Origin of the sequence: Bacillus sp. cl96, from assembly GCF_900100505.1 — a bacterium.
Classification (GTDB): Bacteria; Bacillota; Bacilli; order Bacillales; family Bacillaceae_G; genus Bacillus_A; species Bacillus_A cereus.
The window spans coordinates 118,131-140,939 of the sequence record NZ_FNDM01000001.1 but is presented as its reverse complement, the minus strand read 5'-3'; the positions used below and the strand labels follow the sequence as shown (position 1 = coordinate 140,939).

The following is a 22,809-nucleotide window of genomic DNA, read 5'->3' as shown; positions in this document are numbered from 1 at the left end:
TTTAAAATGGAAATCATTTATGAAGAATTTAAGGAGGCATTATCTAAAATAAAAGTGCTAAGAGAAAACGCTAATATAATAGAAGAAACTGTTCAAAGAAGTGTAAGAGAAATCATTAGACATGTAAGGGAAGGGAAAGATGAGGCTTTATCTTTCTATACAAAAAAGTTTGATGGTGTAGAGATGAAAAATTTTCGTGTAAGTGAAGAAGAAATACAGCAAGCGAGTATGTTTGTAGAGAATTCATTTTTAGAAGCTTTAAAAGAGGCGAAGAAAAACGTTGTTTCGTATCACGAAAAGCAAAAGAAGCACTCAATATTCGATTGTGAAAGTAAAGGGATAATTAGAGGGCAACTCATTCGGCCGTTAGAAAATGTAGGTGTATATGTACCGGGTGGGACAGCCTCATATCCTTCTTCAGTATTAATGAATGTATTGCCGGCGAAACTCGCAGGTGTGAAAAAGATTGTAATGGTAACACCGCCGAGGAAAGGAGGAATTGATCCACATATATTAGCTGCTGCAGATCTTGCGGGAGTAGATGAAATTTATACGATAGGTGGCGCACAAGCAATTGCTGCTTTAGCATACGGGACGGAATCGATTCCGAAAGTGGATAAAATAGTTGGACCGGGAAATTTGTACGTCGCTCTAGCGAAACGAGAAGTATACGGAATAGTAAATATCGATATGATTGCTGGTCCATCAGAAATTGTAGTTGTCGCGGATGAAACAGGTAATGCAAAATATATCGCAGCGGATTTATTATCGCAAGCAGAGCATGATGAGAGAGCAACGGCGATTTGTATTACAACGAATATGGAACTAGCTAAAGAAGTAGAAAAAGAGGTAGAAAGACAGTTAGAAACGTTACCAAGAAGTGAAATTGCACGTGAATCAATAAATAGAAATGGAGCCATCTTTATCGTTCCTTCTTTAGAGGAGGCGCTAAAGTTATCAAATGAAATTGCTCCAGAACATTTAGAGTTACATATAAAAGAACCAATGAATGCTCTAGATTATGTGAAACATGCAGGCTCTATTTTCCTTGGGCCATATTCACCTGAACCGCTCGGGGATTATTTAGCGGGACCGAATCATGTATTACCAACGAGCGGAACGGCAAGATTTTTTTCTCCGTTATCAGTCGATGATTTCGTGAAAAAATCAAGTTTTATTTCTTATACGGAGGAAGCATTAAAAAATGTACAGCATCATATTGTAGAGCTTGCAAATAAAGAAGGGTTACATGCACATGCGAGAGCAATCCAAATAAGGTTTGAGGAGGAAAAATAATGCGTCAGTCCAGTCAAGCACGTGAGACGACAGAAACAAAAATTAAATTAAATTTGCAGCTTGATGAAAGTACAAATGTATCTATTCAAACAGGAGTTGGTTTTTTCGATCATATGCTTACTTTATTTGCTAGACATGGAAGATTTGGATTGCAGGTTGAAGCAGAAGGTGATGTATTTGTCGATGCACATCACACCGTTGAAGATGTTGGAATTGTACTCGGAAATTGCTTGAAAGAAGCATTGCAAAACAAAGAGGGAATTAATCGTTACGGTTCTGCGTATGTACCGATGGATGAATCTTTAGGATTTGTCGCAATTGATATAAGTGGACGCTCATATTGTGTATTTCAAGGGGAATTAACAAATCCGAAGCTCGGGGATTTTGATACAGAATTGACGGAAGAATTTTTTAGAGCAGTTGCACATGCTGCCAATATTACATTACATGCGCGCGTTCTATACGGAAGTAATACACATCACAAAATTGAAGCATTATTTAAAGCTTTTGGTAGAGCGCTTAGAGAAGCGGTCGAAAAAAATGCCAACATTACTGGTGTAAATTCAACGAAAGGAATGTTGTAATTGATTGCCATTATAGATTATGGAATGGGGAATATTCGCAGTGTAGAGCAAGCATTAAAATATATTGGCGCAGAGTACATTGTAACGAGTGATAAAAAAGAGATATTGAGAAGCGATGGCGTGATTTTACCGGGAGTAGGTGCATTTCCGAAAGCGATGGACGTATTAGAAGAAAGAGATTTAGTGTGTGTACTAAAAGAGGTTTGTGATATAGGAAAACCACTCCTCGGTATATGTTTGGGCATGCAGCTTTTATTTGAACGAAGTGAGGAACTAAAAGATTGTAGCGGGTTAGGTTTACTACCAGGGGAAATTCGTAAGTTAAAAGTTTCGTATAAAATTCCTCATATGGGATGGAATGAATTAAGGAAGGAAAGAGAATTTCCGCTTTGGAATGGATTAGTGGATGGTTCTTTCGTGTATTATGTTCACTCATATTACGCGGATTGTCCAGATGAAATTGTATGCGGAGTAAGTGATTATGGAATGCAAGTACCAGGGTTTGTCGCGAAAGGAAATGTATTTGGTGCACAGTTTCATCCAGAAAAAAGTGGCGAAATTGGCATGCAAATATTAAAAAATTTTCAAGGGGTGGTAGAAGCATGGAAATCTTCCCAGCTATCGATTTAAAAGAAGGACGATGCGTTAGACTTTATCAAGGAGAGTTTAGTAAAGAAACGGTGATGAATGAAGATCCAGTAGCGCAGGCGATCATATTTGAAAAGCTTGGAGCGGAAATACTACACATTGTTGATTTAGACGGTGCAATTGCTGGCGAGTCTTTAAATTTGCCCGTCATTGAAAAAATCTGCAAGGCGGTACGTATTCCTGTGCAAGTGGGAGGAGGAATTCGTTCACTTGTAACGGTGGAGAAGTTATTGTCAGCAGGTGTAGAAAAAGTGATTTTAGGAACAGCAGCTCTTTATGATAAGTCATTTTTAGAGGAAGCAGTTCGTCTATATAAAGAGAAAATCATTGTTGGAATTGATGCGAAAAATGGTTTCGTAGCAACGAGAGGTTGGCTTGATCTATCTGAAATTTCTTACGTTAGTTTAGCGAAACAAATGGAAAGTTTAGGTGTTCAAACGATTGTGTTTACAGACATTTCGAAAGACGGGACGCTTGCAGGTCCAAATTTTGAACAATTAGCGATACTTCAAAAAAGTGTGGGCATTCGTCTCATTGCTTCTGGAGGAGTGGCATCTATTCAAGATGTGAAAAAGTTAAATGATATGAATATATATGGTGTCATAATTGGAAAGGCGCTTTACGAGAAAACGATTGATTTAGAAGAAGTATTACAGGTAACGAAGTTATGTTAGCGAAACGAATTATTCCATGTCTAGATGTGAAAGAAGGGCGAGTCGTAAAGGGTGTAAATTTTATAGGATTACAAGATGTCGGTGATCCGGTTGAAATAGCTGAAGCATATAACGAGGCAGGGGCAGATGAAATCGTATTTTTAGATATTACGGCGACTCATGAAGGAAGAAAAACGATTATAGATGTTGTAGAAAAAACAGCAGCAAAAGTATTTATTCCTCTTACGGTTGGCGGGGGGATATCAAGTGTGAAAGATATGTACAATTTACTAAGAGCTGGGGCAGACAAAGTTTCAATAAACTCAGCGGCAGTGCGAAACCCGAAGTTAATAGAAGAAGGGGCAGAACACTTTGGATCACAATGTATTGTCGTGGCAATTGATGCTAGAAAAGTAGCAGAAGGTAAATGGAACGTATATGTCAACGGCGGAAGAGTTGACACAGGAATGGATGCCATAGAATGGGCGAAGCGTGTTGTTAAACTTGGGGCAGGTGAAATTTTGTTAACGAGTATGGATGCAGATGGAACGAAAAGCGGATATGACCTTCGTTTAACAGAAGAAATTTCAAAAAGTGTTTCTATTCCAGTCATCGCATCAGGGGGCTGTGGTCATACGGATCATATTATAGAAGTTTTTCAAAAGACAACGGTTGATGCAGCGTTAGCGGCATCCATCTTTCATTATGGTGAGGCGACAGTGCAGAGTGTAAAGCGAAAATTAAGAGATGCAAATATTGAGGTGCGGTTATGAAACCTAATTTTTCAAAAGGATTAATACCGGCAATTGTCATCGAAGAAGGTACGAAAGACGTTTTAATGCTAGCTTATATGAATGAAGAAGCATATAAAAAAACGTTAGAGACGAAAAGAACATGGTTTTATTCTCGTTCGAGGCAGTCGTTATGGAATAAGGGGGAAACATCAGGGAATGTTCAATATGTGCAATCTTTATATTTAGATTGTGATCAAGATTCAATTGTTGTGAATGTGAAACAAGTAGGACCTGCTTGTCATACGGGAGAGAAGACATGTTTTCACTATCAAATTATATAGGGGGATACATATGGAAAATGCCTTTAAGTTGCTGTATAAAACAATTGAAGAACGAAAGGGAAGCCCACTTCCTGAATCGTATACAAATTATTTATTTTCAAAAGGAGAAGATAAAATTTTAAAGAAGATTGGTGAAGAGTGTGCTGAAGTAATTATCGCATGTAAAAATAATGATAAAGAAGAAGTAGTGAAAGAAATGGTTGATGTATTTTATCACTGTTTCGTTTTATTAGCTGAAAAAAATATTGCATTGGAAGATGTGATGCGAGAGGTGAAAGAACGAAATGGAAAGCTTTCGAGAGTTGGGGATAGAAGGGAAATAGATACATTATAAGGGGGAATGTATATGAAAGTAGATTATCATCTTCACTTAGAAGAAGGACCGTATTCAATAGGATGGCTTGCTAAAATAAATGAAGCGTTGGAATGTTATGAACCGCTTCAAGAAAGACATTCTATTGATTGGCTTATGAAAACACAAGAGCGTTTGCAAAAGCGTGTGAAGGAAGGGCCATTTACAACAGAATGGATAGATCTATATTTAGAAGAAGCTGTGCGAAAAGGAATAAAAGAAGTGGGAATTGTTGATCATCTATATCGTTTTCATGAAGCAAAAGGATATTATGAAAAATATGTAGATATTAGTGATTCTAAGCTCGGTCGTATACAGAAAGAATGGTTAGATCAAGTAAGGGTAGTTTCACTGTATGATTTTACAAAGGTAATTGAAGAGGCGAAAGAACGATGGGGGAAAAGAGGTGTCACACTTAAACTTGGAATTGAAGCGGATTATTTTATTGGTTGTGAAGGAGAGTTAAAAGAATTATTAGCGCTAGGAGACTTTGATTATGTAATTGGTTCCGTTCATTTTCTAAATGGCTGGGGATTTGATAATCCAGATACGAAAGAATATTTTGAGGTGCATGACCTACGCGCATTATATGATATGTTTTTTAAAACAGTTGAGAGTGCGATTCGTACCGAGTTATTTGATATTATCGCTCATCTTGATAATATAAAGGTATTTAATTATCGATTGGATGAGAATGAACAGCTTTCTTATTATGAGGAAATTGCTTGTGCATTAGTAGAAACGAATACGGCAACAGAAATAAATGCAGGATTATACTATCGTTATCCTGTTCGTGAAATGTGCCCAAGTCCACTATATTTACAAGTATTAGCTAAGTATGGTGTTCCAATTACGATTTCTTCGGATGCCCATTACCCAAATGATTTAGGGAATTATGTACAAGAAAATATACAAACATTACGAGCTCACGGTGTTACTCAGGTTGCAACATTTACGAAGCGAGCAAGAGTAATGAGGTCGCTTGAAGAAGAAGTAACAAATTCAAAATGAAACGCAATTTATTGATGAAAACTGTCCTTTTTGTTCAAAATAAGAAAGAATGAAAAGGAGGGTAAGAAATGGCGAAACAACAAAACAAACAAAATGTACAAGGTGCACAGCAACAAGCTTATACTTCTGAAACGAATGCTGCATCTCAATCGGTTATTGAGGAGCAAATTAGCGATACGGTTGCAGAAGGAACTATTGATGTGAAGCTTGGAAAAGAATCGCAGGAAAAAGCGTAAGAAGAGGGGAGAGTTGCATCTCCTCTTTTTTCATGGAAAAGTGTCGATTTTCAAAACTATAATCAAATTCCTTGGTTTTTATATGTGGATTTCTTACAATGAAATATAAGAGATGTCTTATTTTCTATAGAAGAGGTGTTAGTAGTGGCAAAAATATTAGTAGCGGGAAAAATTCCGGAAATTGGATTAGAACTATTAAAAGATCATAATGTAGAAATGTACAATAAAGAGGAGTTAATTTCTATAGATGAATTAACAGAGCGTGTAAAAGATAAAGATGCATTGTTAAGTTTACTTTCGACAAAGGTGCCAAAAGAAGTTATTGATGCAGCGCCTCATTTAAAGATTGTTGCAAACTATGGTGCTGGTTACGACAATATTGATTACACGTATGCGGGCGAAAAAGGAATTGCAGTTACGAATACACCGAAAGTATCAACGGAAGCGACTGCAGAATTAACATTTGCACTTCTTTTAGCAGCGGCGCGTAGAATTCCTGAAGGGGATACGTTATGTCGTACGACTGGATTTAACGGATGGGCACCGTTATTTTTCTTAGGACGAGAAGTCCATGGTAAGACAATCGGAATTATAGGTCTTGGGGAAATCGGGAAGGCTGTTGCAAAACGTGCGAAAGCATTTGGAATGGATGTTTTATATACAGGGCCAAATCGTAAGCTTGAAGCTGAAAGTGAACTGGGAGCAACGTATGTGACGTTGGAAGAATTATTACAAACAGCAGACTTTATTACAATTAACTGTGCTTATAATCCAAAATTACATCATATGATTGATGAAGAGCAGTTTAAAATGATGAAGAAAACAGCGTATATTGTAAATGCTTCACGTGGACCAATTATGAATGAAGCAGCACTTGCTCATGCATTAAAAACGAATGAAATTGAAGGAGCAGCTCTTGACGTGTTTGAATTTGAACCGAAAATTACAGAAGAGCTAAAAGAATTAAAGAATGTAGTACTTGCTCCACACGTAGGGAATGCAACATTTGAAACTCGTGATGCGATGGCTGAAATGGCTGTCAGAAATATTTTAGCTGTATTAAACGGCGAAGAGCCAGTAACACCTGTAAATCAAAAGGTATTAGTTACAAAATAAAAAGAAACCTTCCGGACTCGGAAGGTTTTCTTATTTTTCTTTATTCGCTTTTTTAGACGGTCTTTGTCTAATGAATTGAGATAACATGTACAAAATATATAGTGGAATGGCAATGAATAAGAAAACAGAAAAATTTCCAAATCCTGTTTGATACATTGTAATAATGATTCCAACTAAAAATAGTGTAATAATGATGCTATATCGTGGAATTGGTACATCTTTTAAACTTGGGATACGAATGCGGCTCACCATTAAAAATGCGAACGTTACAAATACGGTAATAAGAACGATTTTTGGAATGGTATGTGAAAATAATGTTAAGAAAGCAACAAGCCCTCCCGCTGCTGTAATCGGTACTCCAGTAAAATATTTCATTGAAGTAGAAGATGGTGTTACATTAAATCGTGCTAAACGATATGCTCCGAAAAGAGGGAATAATCCCGCTATGTATAATCCGATGATTCCGTAGTTTGAGAAAGATGTGTAATACATTAAAACAGCTGGTGCTGCACCAAATGTTACGACATCTGCAAGCGAGTCGAGCTCTTTTCCCATTTGTGAATCAACACGTAATAAACGAGCAACACGACCATCAAGACTATCTAACATCATCCCGATAAGTACTAAAATAGCAGCTGATTTATAATATCCTAAAGATGCATAGCCGATTGATAAAAATCCGCTATATAAATTTCCGAGCGTAAATAAGTTTGGAATAGCTGCTCTATACAAAATCTGATCCCTTGCTTTCTGTAATAAATTCTTAATTAGTGTATGAAAGTTTACTTATTTTATCATACCATAAATTTATTCCTCATACGAAAGAAATTACCAATTTGTGAAAGATTTCATAGAAGGATGGTTCGAAAATTAAGTGGAAATAAAAAGAGGAAGCAACTTGTATAAAGTTGCTTCCTTTACTATTCAAATTTCGTTGTCATCGTTCCGGTTTTATATCGATTATTAGGATCGAAGCGTAATAAATCTCCATAAATTAATTTATCGGAGAGTTTTAATTCTGTTTTTGCTTTTTCAATATACGGCTGACATAACGTCATGTCAGCTTCTTCACCCGTACTTCTTTTGTAGCACATATTTTTTGTATAAACATACTCTTCAGAAACAAAGCTACCATCACGCATTACCATAAGCGGGTCTTTCTCTTTAATAAATAAGTCAGTTCCAAATTCAACGGATTTATTTGTTTTAATACCAAGTAAATGAAGGAGCGTTGGCTTAATATCAATTTGACCGGATACTTTAGAAACAACTTTTCCTTCTTGGCCAGGCACATGAATAATAAGAGGGACTCGTTGTAATTGCATAGAATCGAATGGTGTAATAGTATCTTTTCCTAGGAACTGTGCCATAGCTGCGTTATGGTTTTCGGAAATACCGTAATGATCACCATAAATGACAATAACGGAATTATCATATAATCCTTCTTCTTTTAATTGTTGAATAAATAATTTAAGAGCTTCATCTGTGTAACGAACAGTTGGGAAGTAGCGGTTTACAACACCACTTTCCGAGTTGAATTCATCAACATATTGATCTTCCGGATTTAGAAGAAACGGAAAATGATTTGTTAATGTAATAAATTTTGTATAGAACGGTTGCGGTAAAGATTTTAACTTTGGAATAGATTGTTCAAAGAACTCTTTATCTTTTAATCCCCAACCGACAGACATTTGCTCCGTTCCTGCGTAATCATTTAAATTAAAATAACGATCATATCCAAGCGCAGGATACATTACATCCCGATTCCAAAACGTTTTATCGTTTGAATGGAAGACGGCAGAAGAATATCCGTATTTCTTTAATTGTTCTGGTGTCGCTGTGTATTCATTTGTTGCATGAGTAAAGAATACAGAACCACGATCTAGCGGATAAAGTGAGTTTTCAACGATAAATTCAGCATCAGAAGTTTTGCCTTGTCCAGTTTGATGATAGAAGTTATCGAAATAGAAACTATCCTTAATAAATTCATTTAAAAATGGTGTAATTTCTTTTCCATTTATTTTTTTATTAATAACAAAGTTTTGTGTAGATTCCATTGAAATTAAAATTACATTTTTACCTTTTGCAGCTCCAAATAAGTTTTTATCAACTTGTTTGTCTTTTGAGTCTGTATAGTTTTTAATTTCAGAAAACCCATCCCCACTTGCAAATACACGCTCAGCTGAAGACTTGGATTGAAGCGTAATATCAAATAGATGGTATGTGTATAAACCTAAATTCTTCACGACAGTTTGACGGTCAAATGAGCGCGAGAACATTTGTGGTTTATAAATAACTGATACAACAATTTGTAGTGCTAATAAAGCTGTTACACCGCTAAAGAAAGTTCGCTTCTCTGAGCGGGAAAGTGGTGTTTTGTCGCCAAATGATGGGAATTTACGTGAAATAAACATTAAAATAATTGCATCTGCAAATAAAAGTAATGTTTTGTACGTAAAGAGTTCTTTTATACTTGTCCCTAAATCAGCCATATTGTTTGTTTGGAATAAAACCGGGAAAGTAACGAAATCGTTATAGAACCCATAAAACATTGCGTTTCCAAATAAAATAAATGACAGTATAAAACTGATTCCAATTATAATTCGGTTTCGGTGCTTAGATGCAAGTAAAGCTAAGCCGAAAAATAAAAGTAACGCAGCTAGTGGATTGATAAAAAGCATGAATTCTTCAAAGAAATTATCAATTTTAATATCAAATGCTAGCTTGTACACAATATATGTTTTAATCCATAGTAAAACGACTGCAACGAGTGCAAATCGCAGTTTTGGAAACAGATGTTGTAGCATAATATACTCCTCTCCTAAAAAGCATGACAGTTCTTGTGAGTCAGTTTGCTTAACGACTCATTTTATATATACGAACAGTCCTTTGTTATTATGATTATTATACTATGAGTATCATTATACGAAAATAAAAGAAGGTTGTGGGCTTTTTTATAATAATCGAGTAGAAAAAGAGTGGTGGGAGACAATAAAACAGAATTTCTATGTATGATAATTATCGTACGCAGAAAGAATCGCGTGATAATACGGAGGTTATAATGCGAAAATTATTATATTTTATAGCATGCAGTAGTGTTATACTTTTTACTTCACCGAGTGTGTCGGTAGCCCAATATGATGCACCTCTTATGGAAGATGCACTTTATTCTGTTTTATTTCCAAAAATAAATAAAGCAATTGAAAAACAATATGGAAGTTTGAAACCTTATCAATGTCCTAAAATTATTAGTTTAAAAAAAGTGTATAGCGGTACATATTTATTTCAAGCAAGTATTGAAGTGACAAAGTATGAACGTGTTGCTGGGAAAATTGCTCCACCATTTGAGAAGGTAACGATTACATTTAATAACGAAGAAGGCGAATGGGAAGTGACAAAGATTTCAGTAAAGCGCTTACCAAATGATACGAAACTAAACTGTGAAAAAACAATATAAAAAATTGTTTGACAAATAAAATGGTCCTTTGGTATTGTTAATAGCAACAATTAGATGTTTGAAAATTAAATAGACTTACCTCATCTACTCTCAAAGGTAGAGGCCGCGATAGGAAAGAGTAAGCTATGGGAGATTTAATGGAATCTGTGATCATAGGTTGAAAGGGACTATTGCCGAAATATAAGAATAACCATCTTATTCATATATTGGGACTGCATTGAATAAATGTAGTACTGTCATAAGATTTATTTTATGGAGAGCTATTTGGAGATGTTGATGCGGTTTCTTATTTTGAGGAGATAACAACTCGTTTATTTTTTCAATATATATTTTTCCTAATAAGAAACGCGTGTGAACATTGTTCCGCGCGTTTTTTGTCTATCTAAAAGCGTGCTGCAATGAATAGAAGATTGGGGTTATGAGTTTTAGAGGAAATAAGGGAGGAATTTAAATGTATTTACACGGCACAAGCCGAATTAATGGGCAAGGACACTTAGAAATTGGAGGGTGCGATACGACGCAGCTAGCAAAGCAATACGGAACACCACTTTATGTATACGATGAAGAGTCTATTCGAGGAAAATGCCGAGCATTTCATCGTGCTTTTAAAGAAAGTGGTTTCTCTTATCAAGTAGCATATGCAAGCAAGGCGTTCTTGTGCATGGAGATGTGCCGAGTAGCTCGTGAAGAGAATATGTCATTAGACGTTGTTTCTGGGGGAGAATTATATACTGCGCTCCAAGCAGGATTTCCGGCATCACGTATTCATTTTCATGGAAATAATAAAACAGAAGAAGAAATAGTGATGGCTCTTCAGGCGAATATCGGTTGTTTTGTCGTAGATAATTTCTTTGAATTAGAAGTTTTACACGATTTAGCGATGCAACATGGGAAATTTGTGAACATATTAATTCGTGTAACGCCTGGAGTAGAGGCGCACACACATGAATATATTACAACAGGTCAAGATGATTCGAAATTTGGATTTGGTGTTTCAAATGGTCAAGCAATGCAGGCAATTGGATTGGCTTTACAAAAATCCAATTATAATGTGCTAGGGATCCATTCACATATTGGGTCGCAAATATTTGAAACAGCTGGTTTTGTTCGAGCAATTGAAGTTCTTCGCCAATTTTTAGAAGAAGTGAGAGAGCAAACAAACTATGTAGTAAAAGTGTTAAATGTAGGCGGGGGATTTGGAATACGTTACACAGAGTCAGATACACCATTAACTCTTGAGACATATGTGCGAGCTGTAACAAGTGCAGTGAGAGAACAATTTACTGTATGTGAATATCCATTGCCAGAAATATGGATCGAGCCAGGCCGTAGCATTGTAGGTGATGCTGGGACAACAATTTATACAGTTGGATCTGTGAAAGATATTCCTGGTATTCGGAAATATGTATCAGTCGATGGTGGAATGACAGATAATTTAAGACCTGCTTTATATAATGCGCGTTATGAAGCGATGTTAGCGAATCGAGCGAATGATGAGAATGAGGAACTCGTTTCGATTGCCGGGAAATGCTGTGAGAGTGGAGACATGTTGATTTGGGATATTCATTTACCGAAAGTTGCTGCTTCTGATTTACTAGCAGTTTCCTGTACAGGAGCATACGGGTACTCGATGGCGAATAATTACAATCGAATTCGAAGACCAGCCGTTGTCTTTGCAAAAGGCGGAACATCGCAAGTAGTTGTGGAACGCGAAACATATGAAAATATTATTGGGAACGATCGCATACGTATTAAAGAGCTTGTCTAAATAAGAAAAGGAGTTGTTCGAATGGGCAATTCCTTTTTTATAAAATAAAATAATTAAAATATATCGGAAAACTAGGATTGAAAAAAATCAGAATTGTGATAAAATACAAATACAAAGCTTATCAAGAGAAGCGGAGGGAACTGGCCCGAAGAAGCTCGGCAACCTGCTTATAGAAAGCAAGGTGCTAAATCCAGCAAAATGGGATCCATTTTGAAAGATAAGGTAAAATATATTACCGAACAGTCTTTTCGAAATGGGAAAGATTTTTTTTATGAATAAAAAGGGGGGGCTGTTCGCGTGAGTGTACGGGAACATTTTGATGAAGTATCCGAGAAGATTGAAGCGATGCTTGCTGATATGAAATATGGTTCAATTACAATTGTTGTGCAAGATGGAAAAGTAATTCAGTTAGAGAAAAGTGAAAAAGTACGTTTAAAGTGAAAAGCGCTGACTAGAAAAACTAGAGGCGGTTTTAACCTATTTTTATTAGGTTAAAACCGTCTTTTTGCTTTTACAGGGGGAAAAAACATGTTGACGTATGAAACGTGGGAAGAAAATGTTGTTTCGTTTTCGGAAGAAGATGAAACAAAAGGTGCGTTATCAGTATTAAATTGGGCTTATAAAGAATATAAAGATGAGGTTGTCTACGCATGTAGCTTTGGGGTGGAAGGTATGGTATTGCTGCACATTATAAACCAAGTAAATCCATCTGCTAAAGTTGTATTTTTGGATACAAATGTTCATTTTCAAGAAACGTATGAATTAATTCAAAAAGTGCGGGAACGATTTCCTTCATTGAATATTATAGAAAAACAGCCAGAACTTACACTTGATGAACAGGCGAAGTTGCATGGTGAAAAACTGTGGGAGAGCAATCCGAATCTTTGTTGTAAGATTAGAAAAATTTTACCTTTAGAAAAATCATTAGTCGTGGAAAAAGCATGGATATCGGGCTTAAGAAGGGAACAATCAGAAACACGTAAGCATACAAAGTTTATAAATCAAGATCATCGTTTTCAATCTATTAAAGTTTGTCCACTCATTCATTGGACGTGGAAAGAAGTTTGGCGATATGTATACAAACATAGCTTGCCGTATAACCCGTTGCATGATGTTGGCTATCCAAGTATTGGGTGTGAGAAATGTACGTTGCCTGTAGGAGAGGGTGGCGATTCGAGAGATGGTAGATGGGCTGGGAAAGTGAAAACTGAATGTGGTCTTCATTACCAATAAGATGAATTTGAAAATAAAGCTAAGAGAGGGTATAGAAAATGAGTACAAGAAACGAATTAATAAATCGAATAGACGAGACATACGACGTATCACAAATTAAAAAAGAAATTGGGCTAGATAACATTGCGTTAAGTGATTTAGAACTATTAGCGACAGGAGGATATAGCCCGCTTACTGGTTTTTTAGGAAAGAAAGATTATGATTCGGTTGTAGAAACGCTTCGTTTAGCTAATGGGAGCGTTTGGAGTATACCAATTACATTACCAGTAACAGAAGAAGTAGCAGAGACGCTAAAAGTTGGAGAGGAAGTAAAACTTGTTAACGGTGGAAATGTATATGGTGTTATTCAAATAGAAGATATTTTTGTGCCTGATAAGGAAAAAGAAGCGTTACTAGTGTATAAAACGACGGATGAGGCTCATCCTGGAGTGAAAAAATTATACGAAAGACCGAACGTTTACATCGGAGGAGCTATTGTTCTTACGAAACGTTTTGAAAATAATCTGTTTCCTTCTTATCATTTAGATCCAATTGAAACGAGAGAAGCATTTAAAAAACGTGGTTGGAAAACAGTAGTTGGATTCCAAACGAGAAATCCGGTACATCGTGCCCATGAGTATATTCAAAAATCTGCTCTTGAAATTGTAGATGGTCTCTTTTTAAATCCGCTCGTTGGAGAAACGAAATCGGATGATATTCCTGCTGATGTAAGAATGGAAAGCTATGAAGTACTTCTTCAAAACTATTATCCGAAAAATCGTGTCTTTTTAAGTGTATTTCCTGCTGCCATGCGTTACGCAGGACCAAGGGAAGCGATATTTCATGCGTTAGTAAGAAAGAATTTTGGATGTACCCACTTTATAGTAGGGCGTGATCATGCTGGAGTAGGAGATTATTACGGAACGTATGAAGCGCAAGAAATCTTCACAAATTTTACGATAGAAGAGTTAGGAATTACACCACTATTCTTTGAGCATAGTTTTTACTGCACGAAATGTGAAGCGATGGCTTCAACGAAAACATGTCCGCACGGAAAAGAAGATCATGTTATTTTATCGGGTACGAAAGTAAGAGAATTATTAAGAAACGGTGAGATTCCGCCAAGTACATTTAGTCGTAAAGAAGTAGTGGAAGTGCTAATTAAAGGCTTGAAAAAAGAAGTAGTAACAGAATAGGGAGAGAACGAGATGGATACGAATATTACTTGGCATACAGCTTCGGTTTCAAAAGATGAGAGAAGAGTGAAGAATGGACATCATAGTTTTGTAATTTGGTTTACTGGTCTATCAGCTTCGGGTAAATCTACAGTAGCGAATGCGGTCGCTCGTAAACTGTTTGAAAAGAATATTGGAAATTATGTGCTGGATGGGGATAACATTCGCCACGGTTTAAATAAAGACTTAGGATTTTCTGAAAGTGATCGCATGGAAAATATAAGACGTATTGGCGAAGTGGCAAAGTTATTTGTAGACCAAGGAGCAGTTGTCCTTACAGCATTTATTTCACCATTTCGAGTAGACCGCAAACAAGTAAGAGATTTATTAGCGGCAGATGAATTTATTGAAATTTTTGTGAAGTGTCCGATTGAAGAGTGTGAGAAACGTGATCCGAAAGGACTTTATAAAAAGGCAAGAAAAGGTGATATTAAGGATTTCACAGGTATTGATTCGCCTTATGAAGAGCCAGAGCAAGCGGAATTAATTGTAGAAACGCACAAATATTCTATTGAAGAATGTGCAGAACAAATCGTGAAGTACTTACAAGAGCGTAGTTTTATATAGGGGGATAAACAATGAGTTATGAAAAAGTATGGGCTAACAATGAAAAATTAAATCAGACCGAGAAAAATAAATTAGAAAAAGATGGCTTAGAAATTTTTAATGATATTCCTTACTATGCGGAAAATGGTTTCGAATCTATTCCGAAAGAAGAGTGGGATGCCTTTAAATGGGCAGGCTTGTATTTACAAAGACCGAAAGAAGCTGGTTATTTTATGATGCGGGTAAATATTCCGTCAGGGATTATTACAAATGCACAGGCAGAAGTACTTGCTTCTATTGCTGAAGATTATGGACGTAATGTAATAGATATTACGACGAGACAGGCGATTCAGTTTCACTGGTTAGAAATTCAGCAAATTCCAGATATTTTTAAAAGATTAGCAAGAGTTGGGTTATCTTCAGCGGGGGCTTGTGGTGATATAACGCGGAATATTACAGGTAATCCGCTTGCTGGCATTGATGCAAATGAACTATTCGATACAACGCATATTGTAAAAGAAGTATATGATTACTTCCAACATAATGAAGAGTTTTCTAACTTGCCACGTAAATTTAAAATGTCTATTAGTTCTAATATTTATAATTCAGCAAACGCAGAAATTAACTGTGTTGCATTTACGCCTGCAACGAAAGAAATAGATGGTGAGAAAAAAGTTGGTTTTCATATAAAAGTAGGTGGAGGATTATCAGCTCGACCGTATTTAGCTGATGAATTAGATGTATTCGTTTTACCAGAAGAAGTGAAGGCGGTGGCGATTGCGATTGCTACTATATTCCGTGATTTTGGATATCGTGAAAAACGTCATTTAGCTCGGTTGAAATTTCTTGTTGCGGACTGGGGAGCAGAGAAATTTAAAGAGAAACTAATAGAGTATACAGGGCCTTTACAAAGTAAAGGGGAAAGTGCACTCAAAGGATGGAATGCAGGCTATTTTTATGGTGTTCAAGACCAAAAACAAAAGGGATTAAAATATGTAGGTTTTAATGTACCGGTAGGTCGTTTACATGCAGAAGAAATGTTTGAGATTGCAAGAATCGCAAAGCAATATGGAAATGGACAAATTCGTACATGTAATTCACAAAATTTCATTATTCCGAACGTTCCTCCGGAAAATGTAAAAGGATTACTTAGTGAACCGTTGTTTGAAGCGATATCTGCAAGCCCAAAATCATTTATTGGTCATGCGGTTTCATGTACCGGTATTGAATATTGTAATCTTGCACTAGTAGAAACGAAAGAAAGATTACGAAAAATTGCAGAATACTTAGATACACAAATTGCACTCGATGTTCCAGTTCGAATTCATATGGTAGGCTGCCCAAATTCATGTGGTCAACGTCAAATTGCTGACATTGGGTTACAAGGGGTGAAAATGAAAACGAAGGAAAAGGGAATTGTTGAAGCATTTGAGATATATGTAGGTGGAACGTTGTTAGATGGCGGTGCCTACAATCAAAAGTTAAAAGGAAAAATAGATGGCGAGGATCTACCTGATGTACTCGCATCATTTATAAGTTATTTCAAAGAGAATAAATTACCAGCCGAAACATTTTATGATTTTGTAGGTCGTGTTGGTGTAGATACATTACAAATAGCGTTAAATAACGTGCTAGAAGAAGTAATAGCGTCTTAGGAGGGACGATATGGATTTATATCGATTTGAAGCTGTGTTAGTAAATAGTATTGTTCCGATTGTTGTTGTTGCTCAAAGTGAAGAACAGGCATTTAAGCTTGCGGAGATTGAGCTTGAAAAGCATTTTTTACCGTTGCCAGAGGTAAAAGAGATTTCTTTGTTTGAAAAAAAGAAGATTCGAAAAGGTGGGGCATTTGTTATCCATGAGTAGAGATCAGTAATACGAAAAAATAAAAACTTCCATTCTTATATACGAATGGAAGTTTCATTTTAATAGTAGAAATGAGGAGAGATGATGGGGAAGGTTTATATTGTTGGAGCGGGTCCTGGCGATCCAGATTTAATTACTGTTAAAGGGTTGAAATGTATTGAGAAGGCAGATGTTATTTTATACGACCGACTTGTGAATAAAGAGCTGCTTTCATACGCAAAGCCTGACGCGGATTTAATTTATTGTGGAAAACTCCCGAATTATCACACGATGAAGCAAGAGACAATTAACACGTTTCTTATTAAGTATGCGAAAAAAGGAAAAGTTGTAACGAGGCTCAAGGGCGGCGATCCATTTGTGTTTGGTAGAGGGGGAGAAGAAGCTGAAGCATTAGCAAAGCAAGGTGTACCATTTGAAATCATTCCTGGTATTTCAGCTGGAATAGCTGCTCCTGCTTATGCGGGCATTCCAGTGACGCACCGTGATGCAAGTGCAAGTTTTGCTATTGTGACTGGGCATAGGAAAGAAGGTGCTGAAGAAGAAGTGAAATGGGAAAGTTTAGCGAAAGGTGTAGAGACTTTAGCGGTATATATGGGGGTTAGTAATTTGCCCTACATATGTGAGCAACTTATGAAGCATGGAAAAGATAAAAGTACGCCAGCTGCTATTATTGAGCAGGGGACGACGTCTATGCAACGCACAGTTGTTGGAACGTTAGGGACAATTGTAGATGTTGCGAAAAAAGAGCAAATTCAAAATCCGAGTATGATTGTAATTGGAGAGGTTGTCCGTTTTAGAGAAAAAATTCATTGGTTTGAGAAGCAGACAGAAAATGCTTATCAAGTAAGTGGAGTGTTGTAAAATGAAAGCCGTCTTATATATATGTCATGGAAGTCGTTTGAAGACAGCGAAAGAAGAGGCGATTCAATTTATTACATCGTGCATGAGCCGTATAGAAGCGACTATTCAAGAAGTTTGTTTTTTAGAGTTAGCGAATCCTTCTATTGAAGATGGTTTTCGTACATGTGTGAAGCGTGGGGCCACTGAGATTATTGCTATCCCTGTTTTTTTATTAGCGGCAGGTCATGTAAAAAAAGATATCCCTTTTGAATTGGAAAAGTTAACTAATCAATTTTCGGATGTTAAAGTTACCTATGGTAATCCGTTTGGTGTATCAGAAACACTTGTTAAATCGGTGTATAGCGGAAGTGGCATCGAACAGGAAGATAAAAATGAAGTGACGTTACTTCTTGTTGCAAGAGGGAGCAGTGATCCTGAAGTATTAAGAGATATAAACTGGATTGCTTCTTTATTTCAAACAAAAGAGAAGGTTAAAAAAGTAGAAGTTTGTTATTTAGCGGCTGCAGAGCCAAAATTTGAGGAGAAGTTAAAGGAAGTTGTAGAACGAAAAGAAAAGAACATCGTTGTACTGCCTTACTTGTTATTTACAGGTTTACTTATGAAACATATTGAGAAAGAAGTGCGCCAATATGAAGTGGAAGAGATAAAAATTAGTCCATATTTAGGGAAGAATGAAGCGTTTCAAGATATGTTAATTCAGAAAACGACGGAGTTATTGAAAGGAGATCAGTATGTATCCACTTACAGTGCGAGTTAATGAGAAACGCGTTGTTGTTATTGGCGGGGGAAAAGTTGCAGGATTTAAAATTATTCCTTTACTCAAACAGGGTGCGGATATAGTTGTGATAAGTCCAGAATTAGATGCGAATTTAGTAAAACTTGTGGAAGAAAAGAAAATTCGTTGGTATCAAAGAGAATATGAAAAAAGTGATATTAAAAGTGCTTTTTTAGTTGTTGCAGCGAGTAGTGATTCAATATTAAATGAACAAGTTGCTGAAGATGCCGCTGAGAATCAATTAGTAAATGTTATTACAAATCCGGAAAGTGGTAATGTTCATTTTCCGGCAGCGATTCATCGTGGTTTACTTAATATAGCAGTTTCTACTGGGGGAGCGAGCCCGAAGCTCGCAAAAAAAATTCGAGATGATATTGCAAATAAATATGATGAGACATATGAATCGTATTTAGATTTTTTATATGAAGTAAGGTTGAAGTTAAAAGATTTACAGTTAGAAAAGAGGGAACGAAATATATTGCTCCAAGAAGTGTTGAAATCAGTATATGTGCAAAATGAGGGGAAAAGAGAAAGTTTTTTACGTGAGTTAGAGGAAAAGGTTTTAAAATAATAAAAGATAAAGTGCGCTTTACAAATATAAAAATATAATTTATAATCACAAGTAACTTCAATAGATGAAATCGATGAGCAAGAAGAGTACGTATATTTGATGCGTTCAGAGAGCTGGGGTTAGGTGGGAGCCCGGTACGATAAAATATACAGAATGGGCTTGCGAGAGGTATGTTGAACATTGTAGTAGGCAACCCGGGTTCCGCCGTTAAAAGGATAGAGTATCGGAATTATTCCTGTACTTGAACAAGTGGGATTTATCAATCCAATTGAGGTGGTACCACGGTATTTACATTACATATATCGTCCTCTACATGCATATTTGCGTGTAGGGGACTTTTTTATTTTCTAAAGGAGGTGTGCGAGTATGAAATGAAAGTGTATAATTAACAAAAGTTTAAATATTCAGAAAAGGAGAAATTATGATGAAAGAAACACAGCAATGGACGTCGAAAATAGGCTTTGTACTCGCAGCAGCCGGAGCCGCAGTAGGTCTTGGTGCGATATGGAAATTTCCATATGTTGCAGGTAATGGCGGGGGAGGCGCATTCTTCCTTGTATTTTTACTATTAACTTTATTTATAGGTATGCCTCTTCTAATAGCGGAGTTTGTTATTGGACGTAGCACGCAAAAAGAGGCGGTTACAGCTTATAAAGTACTAGTGCCAAATAGCAAATTATATCCTTGGATTGGTCGTATGGGAGTTGTTACTTGTTTTAGTGTACTATCTTTTTATAGTGTTGTAGGTGGATGGATTTTACTTTATTTATATTATAGTGTGACAGGAAGTTTCTGGAATGGTGCAGCTGATTATGGACAATTGTTCGGTGAAACGATTTCAAATCCATTAAGTGCGATTGGAGCACAATTTATCTTTATGCTTTGTACGATTTTTGTTGTAAGTAAAGGTGTAGAGAAAGGTATAGAAAAGGCAAGTAAGTACATGATGCCGCTATTATTTATTTTATTTATTGCGATTATTGTTCGTGCGTTAACACTCGATGGTGCTTTTGCTGGAGTAGAGTTCTTCTTAAAACCAGATTTTTCAAAGCTTACAGCAGATACAATTTTATATGCGATGGGACAATCTTTCTTCTCGCTAACTGTAGGTGCCTCGGTAATGGTAACGTATAGTTCGTATTTAAAGAAAGAGGAACATTTAGCGAAATCGGCAACATCTATTGTAAGTTTAACTGTTTTTGTTACAGTACTTGCAGGATTAGCAATTTTCCCAGCGATTTTCGCATTAGGAGTTAAACCGACTGAAGGACCGGGATTACTGTTTATCGTCCTTCCAGCAGTATTTGCAAAAATACCATTTGGTCAATTTTTCTTTATTATGTTTTTAATTTTATTCTTCTTTGCGACTTTAACATCAGCAATTTCAATGCTTGAAATTGTAGTAGCATCTGTTGCGAAAGGTAATGAGAAGAAGCGTCCGTCAGCATCATTATTAATTGGTATTCTTATTTTTGCAGTCGGTATTCCATCAGCGTTATCATTTGGGATTATGAGTGACGTGAAAATATTTGGGAAAACATTCTTTGATTTAGTCGACTTTTCGGTAAGTAACGTATTGCTGCCGTTAGGAGTACTAGCTATTTCATTATTTGTACCAAATAAAATGAGTAAAGAGTTGTTGATGAAAGAATTAGAAGTGACGGAAACGAAAGGGAAAACGTTATTTAACATTTGGTTCTTCTTACTTCGTTATGTTATTCCGGTAACTGTAATAATTGTATTTTTAAATGCGATAGGTGTATTTAAAATGTTTGCATAAAAAAAGGCGGGGATCTCCCGTCTTTTTTTATGTTGATGAATGTAATAGACGATTATACGCTTTATAGGCTGTGGTGACTGCGAGGAATGAACCGATTAAAAATAAAACTGAGCCGCCAAATGTAAATATCCGGCCAATATACGTTTCTCTAGCTTCTTCTATTTTTTGTTGTAATTGCGTATTCATATGGATCACCTCGTAAACTATAGGCATTTAGTTATAGTCTATGTAGAATGCCTATAGTGTGTGAAGTGTAAATGAAAAACCTCGGTAGGCACCGAGGTTTTTTATAATCCGATATAAGGAGATGGGTCAACTGCGTTTGTCTTGCCGACATTCCATTCTCCAAGATGAAGTTCGAAGTGTAAATGTTGTCCGTATGATTGGCCCGTATTCCCCATAAATCCAAGCTGATCGCCTTGTTTTACAGTTTGTCCATTCGATACAGAACGACTATTCATATGAGCATATACTGTCGTATATGTTTTTCCGTTTATACGGTGAGATAAATACACTACGTTTCCGTAACTAGATGATAATTCTGAGCGAATAACAACGCCATCTGCAGCAGCGATAATTGGAACCGTTCCCGAAGCAGCGATGTCAATTCCTTTATGGTTATCTAAAGAACGTACACCAAATCCGGAAGTTTTTGATCCAGCTGCTGGTTTGATAAAACCACCGATATTTGTATCATGTGGTGTTGGGGCCGCTTGAGCAGATTTAGTAGCTTGTTGTTTGCGAGCCTCTTCTGCCTGGCGGGCTTCTTCCGCTTTACGAGCTTCTTCCGCCCGTTTTTCTTCTTCAATTGCTTTTTGAACAGCTTGACGTTGATTTTCTAAAATGCCCTTGGATTCTTCTAATCCTTCAATCTCTGAATCTACTTTTGCTACTTTCGTATGTAGATCGTTAATAAGAGTTTGTTGCTGCTGTTGGTTATTTTGTAATTCTTGTTGTTTTTGTTCTAGTTTTTGTTCAGAGTCTTTCAGTTGTTGTTCTTTTTTCTCAACAGCCTCTTTTTCTGTCGTTACAGCATTTTGATCAGATGTTTGTTTTTTTACAATATCTGTATCGTTGTTTAATATTAAACTTACGGAGTACATATTATCAACAAGATCAGCAATGTTTGTAGAGTTTGTTAATACTTCTGTAATGATATTTGTACGCGGTTTTTCTTGCATAGATTGTAATCGTTGTTTAATAACTTCCTGACGTGTATCTATGTTTGTTTGTAATTGTTCTATATGTTTCTTTTTGTCAGTAATTACTTGTTGTGTTTTGCTAATTTCTTTTTTTGTATCGTTTAATTCAGTCTCATTTTTATTAATGGAAGTAGTTAATTCATCGATTTTCTTCTGTAATTCTTGAATTTCTTTTTCTATTTGTTCTTTCTCGACTGATTTATTTTGTAAGTCACTTTGTTTGCCTTCTAATTCAGATTGAATGTTAGATAATTTATCTTGATTCGTTTCAGCGTATACGGGTGAAAGTAACGGGGAAGCAAAAATCGTTCCTGCTGCTAAAACACTAAACGCTGCAAATTTCTTTTTCATTGTTGTCTGACTCCTTTCCCTATGAATGTTATATATCATAAGAAGAAGGGTGTCTATCGTTGTAATCATAATGTAAAGAAAATTTTATAAAATTGCTAAGTTTTGTCGGAATTTATCATTTTTCAACTGTATTTGTCATAGTGCTTACATTTTATTCATATGTGTAACAAAGGTATATTTTGGAATTTTCCTGTAAAATGAAGGAGGAAAGTAA

Annotated in this window: 26 protein-coding genes, 2 riboswitches and 1 other annotated feature; of the genes, 22 read left to right on the top strand and 4 right to left on the bottom strand. The window is 36.2% G+C overall.

Translation table 11 applies throughout. From position 1 onward, the window contains the following. The first annotated feature begins 6 nt into the window (after window positions 1–6). From hisD to BLT20_RS00765, 10 genes are all read left to right on the top strand, one after another. Window positions 7–1,296, top strand: coding sequence for a histidinol dehydrogenase (gene hisD, locus BLT20_RS00810; protein ID WP_000402933.1), 1,290 nt, complete (start codon window positions 7–9; stop codon window positions 1,294–1,296). Further along, complete coding sequence (gene hisB / locus BLT20_RS00805) at window positions 1,296–1,880, top strand: imidazoleglycerol-phosphate dehydratase HisB (protein ID WP_001249949.1); 585 nt, start codon at window positions 1,296–1,298, stop codon at window positions 1,878–1,880. Before hisD ends, hisB begins: the two co-directional genes overlap by 1 nt. Continuing rightward, window positions 1,881–2,510 carry an imidazole glycerol phosphate synthase subunit HisH gene (gene hisH / locus BLT20_RS00800; protein WP_000560360.1) on the top strand — a complete coding sequence of 210 codons (630 nt, stop codon included), beginning with the start codon at window positions 1,881–1,883 and terminating at the stop codon, window positions 2,508–2,510. It abuts the gene before it with no gap. After that, entirely contained in the window at window positions 2,483–3,202 is a 720-nt protein-coding gene (gene hisA, locus BLT20_RS00795) for a 1-(5-phosphoribosyl)-5-[(5-phosphoribosylamino)methylideneamino]imidazole-4-carboxamide isomerase (RefSeq protein ID WP_000402298.1), read from the top strand. The genes hisH and hisA overlap by 28 nt, the downstream gene beginning before the upstream one ends. Continuing rightward, on the top strand, window positions 3,196–3,954 hold the full coding sequence (gene hisF / locus BLT20_RS00790) for an imidazoleglycerol phosphate synthase cyclase subunit (RefSeq protein ID WP_000880108.1): 759 nt from the start codon (window positions 3,196–3,198) through the stop codon (window positions 3,952–3,954). Before hisA ends, hisF begins: the two co-directional genes overlap by 7 nt. Continuing rightward, a complete protein-coding gene (gene hisI, locus BLT20_RS00785) occupies window positions 3,951–4,256 on the top strand; it encodes a phosphoribosyl-AMP cyclohydrolase (RefSeq protein WP_000803956.1) in 306 nt (101 codons plus the stop codon). The genes hisF and hisI overlap by 4 nt, the downstream gene beginning before the upstream one ends. 10 nt (window positions 4,257–4,266) lie before the next feature. Next, entirely contained in the window at window positions 4,267–4,590 is a 324-nt protein-coding gene (gene hisE / locus BLT20_RS00780) for a phosphoribosyl-ATP diphosphatase (protein ID WP_000426358.1), read from the top strand. 12 nt (window positions 4,591–4,602) lie between these two features. After that, window positions 4,603–5,619, top strand: coding sequence for a histidinol phosphate phosphatase domain-containing protein (locus BLT20_RS00775; RefSeq protein ID WP_000861841.1), 1,017 nt, complete (start codon window positions 4,603–4,605; stop codon window positions 5,617–5,619). A 68-nt stretch (window positions 5,620–5,687) separates the two neighbouring features. Then, window positions 5,688–5,855, top strand: coding sequence for a YozQ family protein (locus BLT20_RS00770; RefSeq protein WP_001118878.1), 168 nt, complete (start codon window positions 5,688–5,690; stop codon window positions 5,853–5,855). Window positions 5,856–5,999: 144 nt separating this feature from the next. After that, the gene (locus BLT20_RS00765) at window positions 6,000–6,971 is read left to right on the top strand and encodes an NAD(P)-dependent oxidoreductase (protein ID WP_001062858.1); all 972 of its coding nucleotides are present in this window, start codon (window positions 6,000–6,002) and stop codon (window positions 6,969–6,971) included. 30 nt (window positions 6,972–7,001) lie between these two features. Here BLT20_RS00765 and pssA read toward each other — a convergent pair whose 3' ends face one another. Both pssA and BLT20_RS00755 read right to left on the bottom strand, forming a co-directional pair. Continuing rightward, window positions 7,002–7,703: a CDP-diacylglycerol--serine O-phosphatidyltransferase gene (pssA, locus tag BLT20_RS00760; RefSeq protein WP_000285417.1), complete on the bottom strand. Its 702-nt coding sequence runs from the start codon at window positions 7,701–7,703 to the stop codon at window positions 7,002–7,004. A 188-nt stretch (window positions 7,704–7,891) separates the two neighbouring features. After that, on the bottom strand, window positions 7,892–9,778 hold the full coding sequence (locus tag BLT20_RS00755) for an LTA synthase family protein (RefSeq protein ID WP_000939078.1): 1,887 nt from the start codon (window positions 9,776–9,778) through the stop codon (window positions 7,892–7,894). 254 nt (window positions 9,779–10,032) lie between these two features. Here BLT20_RS00755 and BLT20_RS00750 point away from each other — a divergent pair, with 254 nt between their 5' ends. The 12 genes from BLT20_RS00750 to BLT20_RS00690 all read left to right on the top strand — a co-directional run bounded on the left by BLT20_RS00750 (window position 10,033) and on the right by BLT20_RS00690 (window position 21,042). Continuing rightward, window positions 10,033–10,428 carry a DUF3888 domain-containing protein gene (locus BLT20_RS00750; RefSeq protein WP_001228822.1) on the top strand — a complete coding sequence of 132 codons (396 nt, stop codon included), beginning with the start codon at window positions 10,033–10,035 and terminating at the stop codon, window positions 10,426–10,428. 89 nt (window positions 10,429–10,517) lie between these two features. Beyond that, window positions 10,518–10,699, top strand: a riboswitch (Lysine riboswitch). Between the two features lie 180 nt (window positions 10,700–10,879). Further along, on the top strand, window positions 10,880–12,196 hold the full coding sequence (gene lysA, locus BLT20_RS00745; RefSeq protein WP_000280648.1) for a diaminopimelate decarboxylase: 1,317 nt from the start codon (window positions 10,880–10,882) through the stop codon (window positions 12,194–12,196). Window positions 12,197–12,311: 115 nt separating this feature from the next. Continuing rightward, window positions 12,312–12,420: riboswitch (SAM riboswitch) on the top strand. 73 nt (window positions 12,421–12,493) lie between these two features. Continuing rightward, window positions 12,494–12,637 (top strand): YezD family protein, encoded by a 144-nt coding sequence (locus BLT20_RS00740; RefSeq protein ID WP_000116158.1) that lies wholly within the window; start codon window positions 12,494–12,496, stop codon window positions 12,635–12,637. An 87-nt stretch (window positions 12,638–12,724) separates the two neighbouring features. Then, complete coding sequence (locus BLT20_RS00735) at window positions 12,725–13,429, top strand: phosphoadenylyl-sulfate reductase (protein ID WP_000959021.1); 705 nt, start codon at window positions 12,725–12,727, stop codon at window positions 13,427–13,429. A 38-nt stretch (window positions 13,430–13,467) separates the two neighbouring features. Then, entirely contained in the window at window positions 13,468–14,604 is a 1,137-nt protein-coding gene (gene sat, locus BLT20_RS00730) for a sulfate adenylyltransferase (RefSeq protein ID WP_000107514.1), read from the top strand. A 12-nt stretch (window positions 14,605–14,616) separates the two neighbouring features. Next, the gene (cysC, locus tag BLT20_RS00725) at window positions 14,617–15,210 is read left to right on the top strand and encodes an adenylyl-sulfate kinase (RefSeq protein ID WP_000380499.1); all 594 of its coding nucleotides are present in this window, start codon (window positions 14,617–14,619) and stop codon (window positions 15,208–15,210) included. Window positions 15,211–15,221: 11 nt separating this feature from the next. Further along, window positions 15,222–16,844 carry a nitrite/sulfite reductase gene (locus BLT20_RS00720; RefSeq protein WP_000119621.1) on the top strand — a complete coding sequence of 541 codons (1,623 nt, stop codon included), beginning with the start codon at window positions 15,222–15,224 and terminating at the stop codon, window positions 16,842–16,844. 10 nt (window positions 16,845–16,854) lie between these two features. Next, window positions 16,855–17,055, top strand: coding sequence for a DUF3906 family protein (locus BLT20_RS00715; protein ID WP_000366914.1), 201 nt, complete (start codon window positions 16,855–16,857; stop codon window positions 17,053–17,055). Window positions 17,056–17,139: 84 nt separating this feature from the next. Next, the gene (gene cobA, locus BLT20_RS00710) at window positions 17,140–17,916 is read left to right on the top strand and encodes a uroporphyrinogen-III C-methyltransferase (RefSeq protein WP_000521262.1); all 777 of its coding nucleotides are present in this window, start codon (window positions 17,140–17,142) and stop codon (window positions 17,914–17,916) included. Between the two features lies 1 nt (window position 17,917). Beyond that, a complete protein-coding gene (locus BLT20_RS00705) occupies window positions 17,918–18,673 on the top strand; it encodes a sirohydrochlorin chelatase (protein ID WP_000648887.1) in 756 nt (251 codons plus the stop codon). Then, window positions 18,648–19,262, top strand: a complete 615-nt coding sequence (locus BLT20_RS00700) for an NAD(P)-binding protein (RefSeq protein WP_000283356.1) — start codon at window positions 18,648–18,650, stop codon at window positions 19,260–19,262. Before BLT20_RS00705 ends, BLT20_RS00700 begins: the two co-directional genes overlap by 26 nt. Window positions 19,263–19,326: 64 nt before the next feature. Beyond that, window positions 19,327–19,575 (top strand) — a binding site (T-box leader). A 111-nt stretch (window positions 19,576–19,686) separates the two neighbouring features. Further along, window positions 19,687–21,042: a sodium-dependent transporter gene (locus tag BLT20_RS00690; protein WP_000665430.1), complete on the top strand. Its 1,356-nt coding sequence runs from the start codon at window positions 19,687–19,689 to the stop codon at window positions 21,040–21,042. Between the two features lie 27 nt (window positions 21,043–21,069). Here BLT20_RS00690 and BLT20_RS30380 read toward each other — a convergent pair whose 3' ends face one another. Then, window positions 21,070–21,228 (bottom strand): hypothetical protein, encoded by a 159-nt coding sequence (locus tag BLT20_RS30380; protein WP_001096001.1) that lies wholly within the window; start codon window positions 21,226–21,228, stop codon window positions 21,070–21,072. 101 nt (window positions 21,229–21,329) lie between these two features. Beyond that, window positions 21,330–22,595, bottom strand: a complete 1,266-nt coding sequence (locus BLT20_RS00685) for a murein hydrolase activator EnvC family protein (RefSeq protein WP_000726086.1) — start codon at window positions 22,593–22,595, stop codon at window positions 21,330–21,332. Window positions 22,596–22,809: the final 214 nt, after the last annotated feature.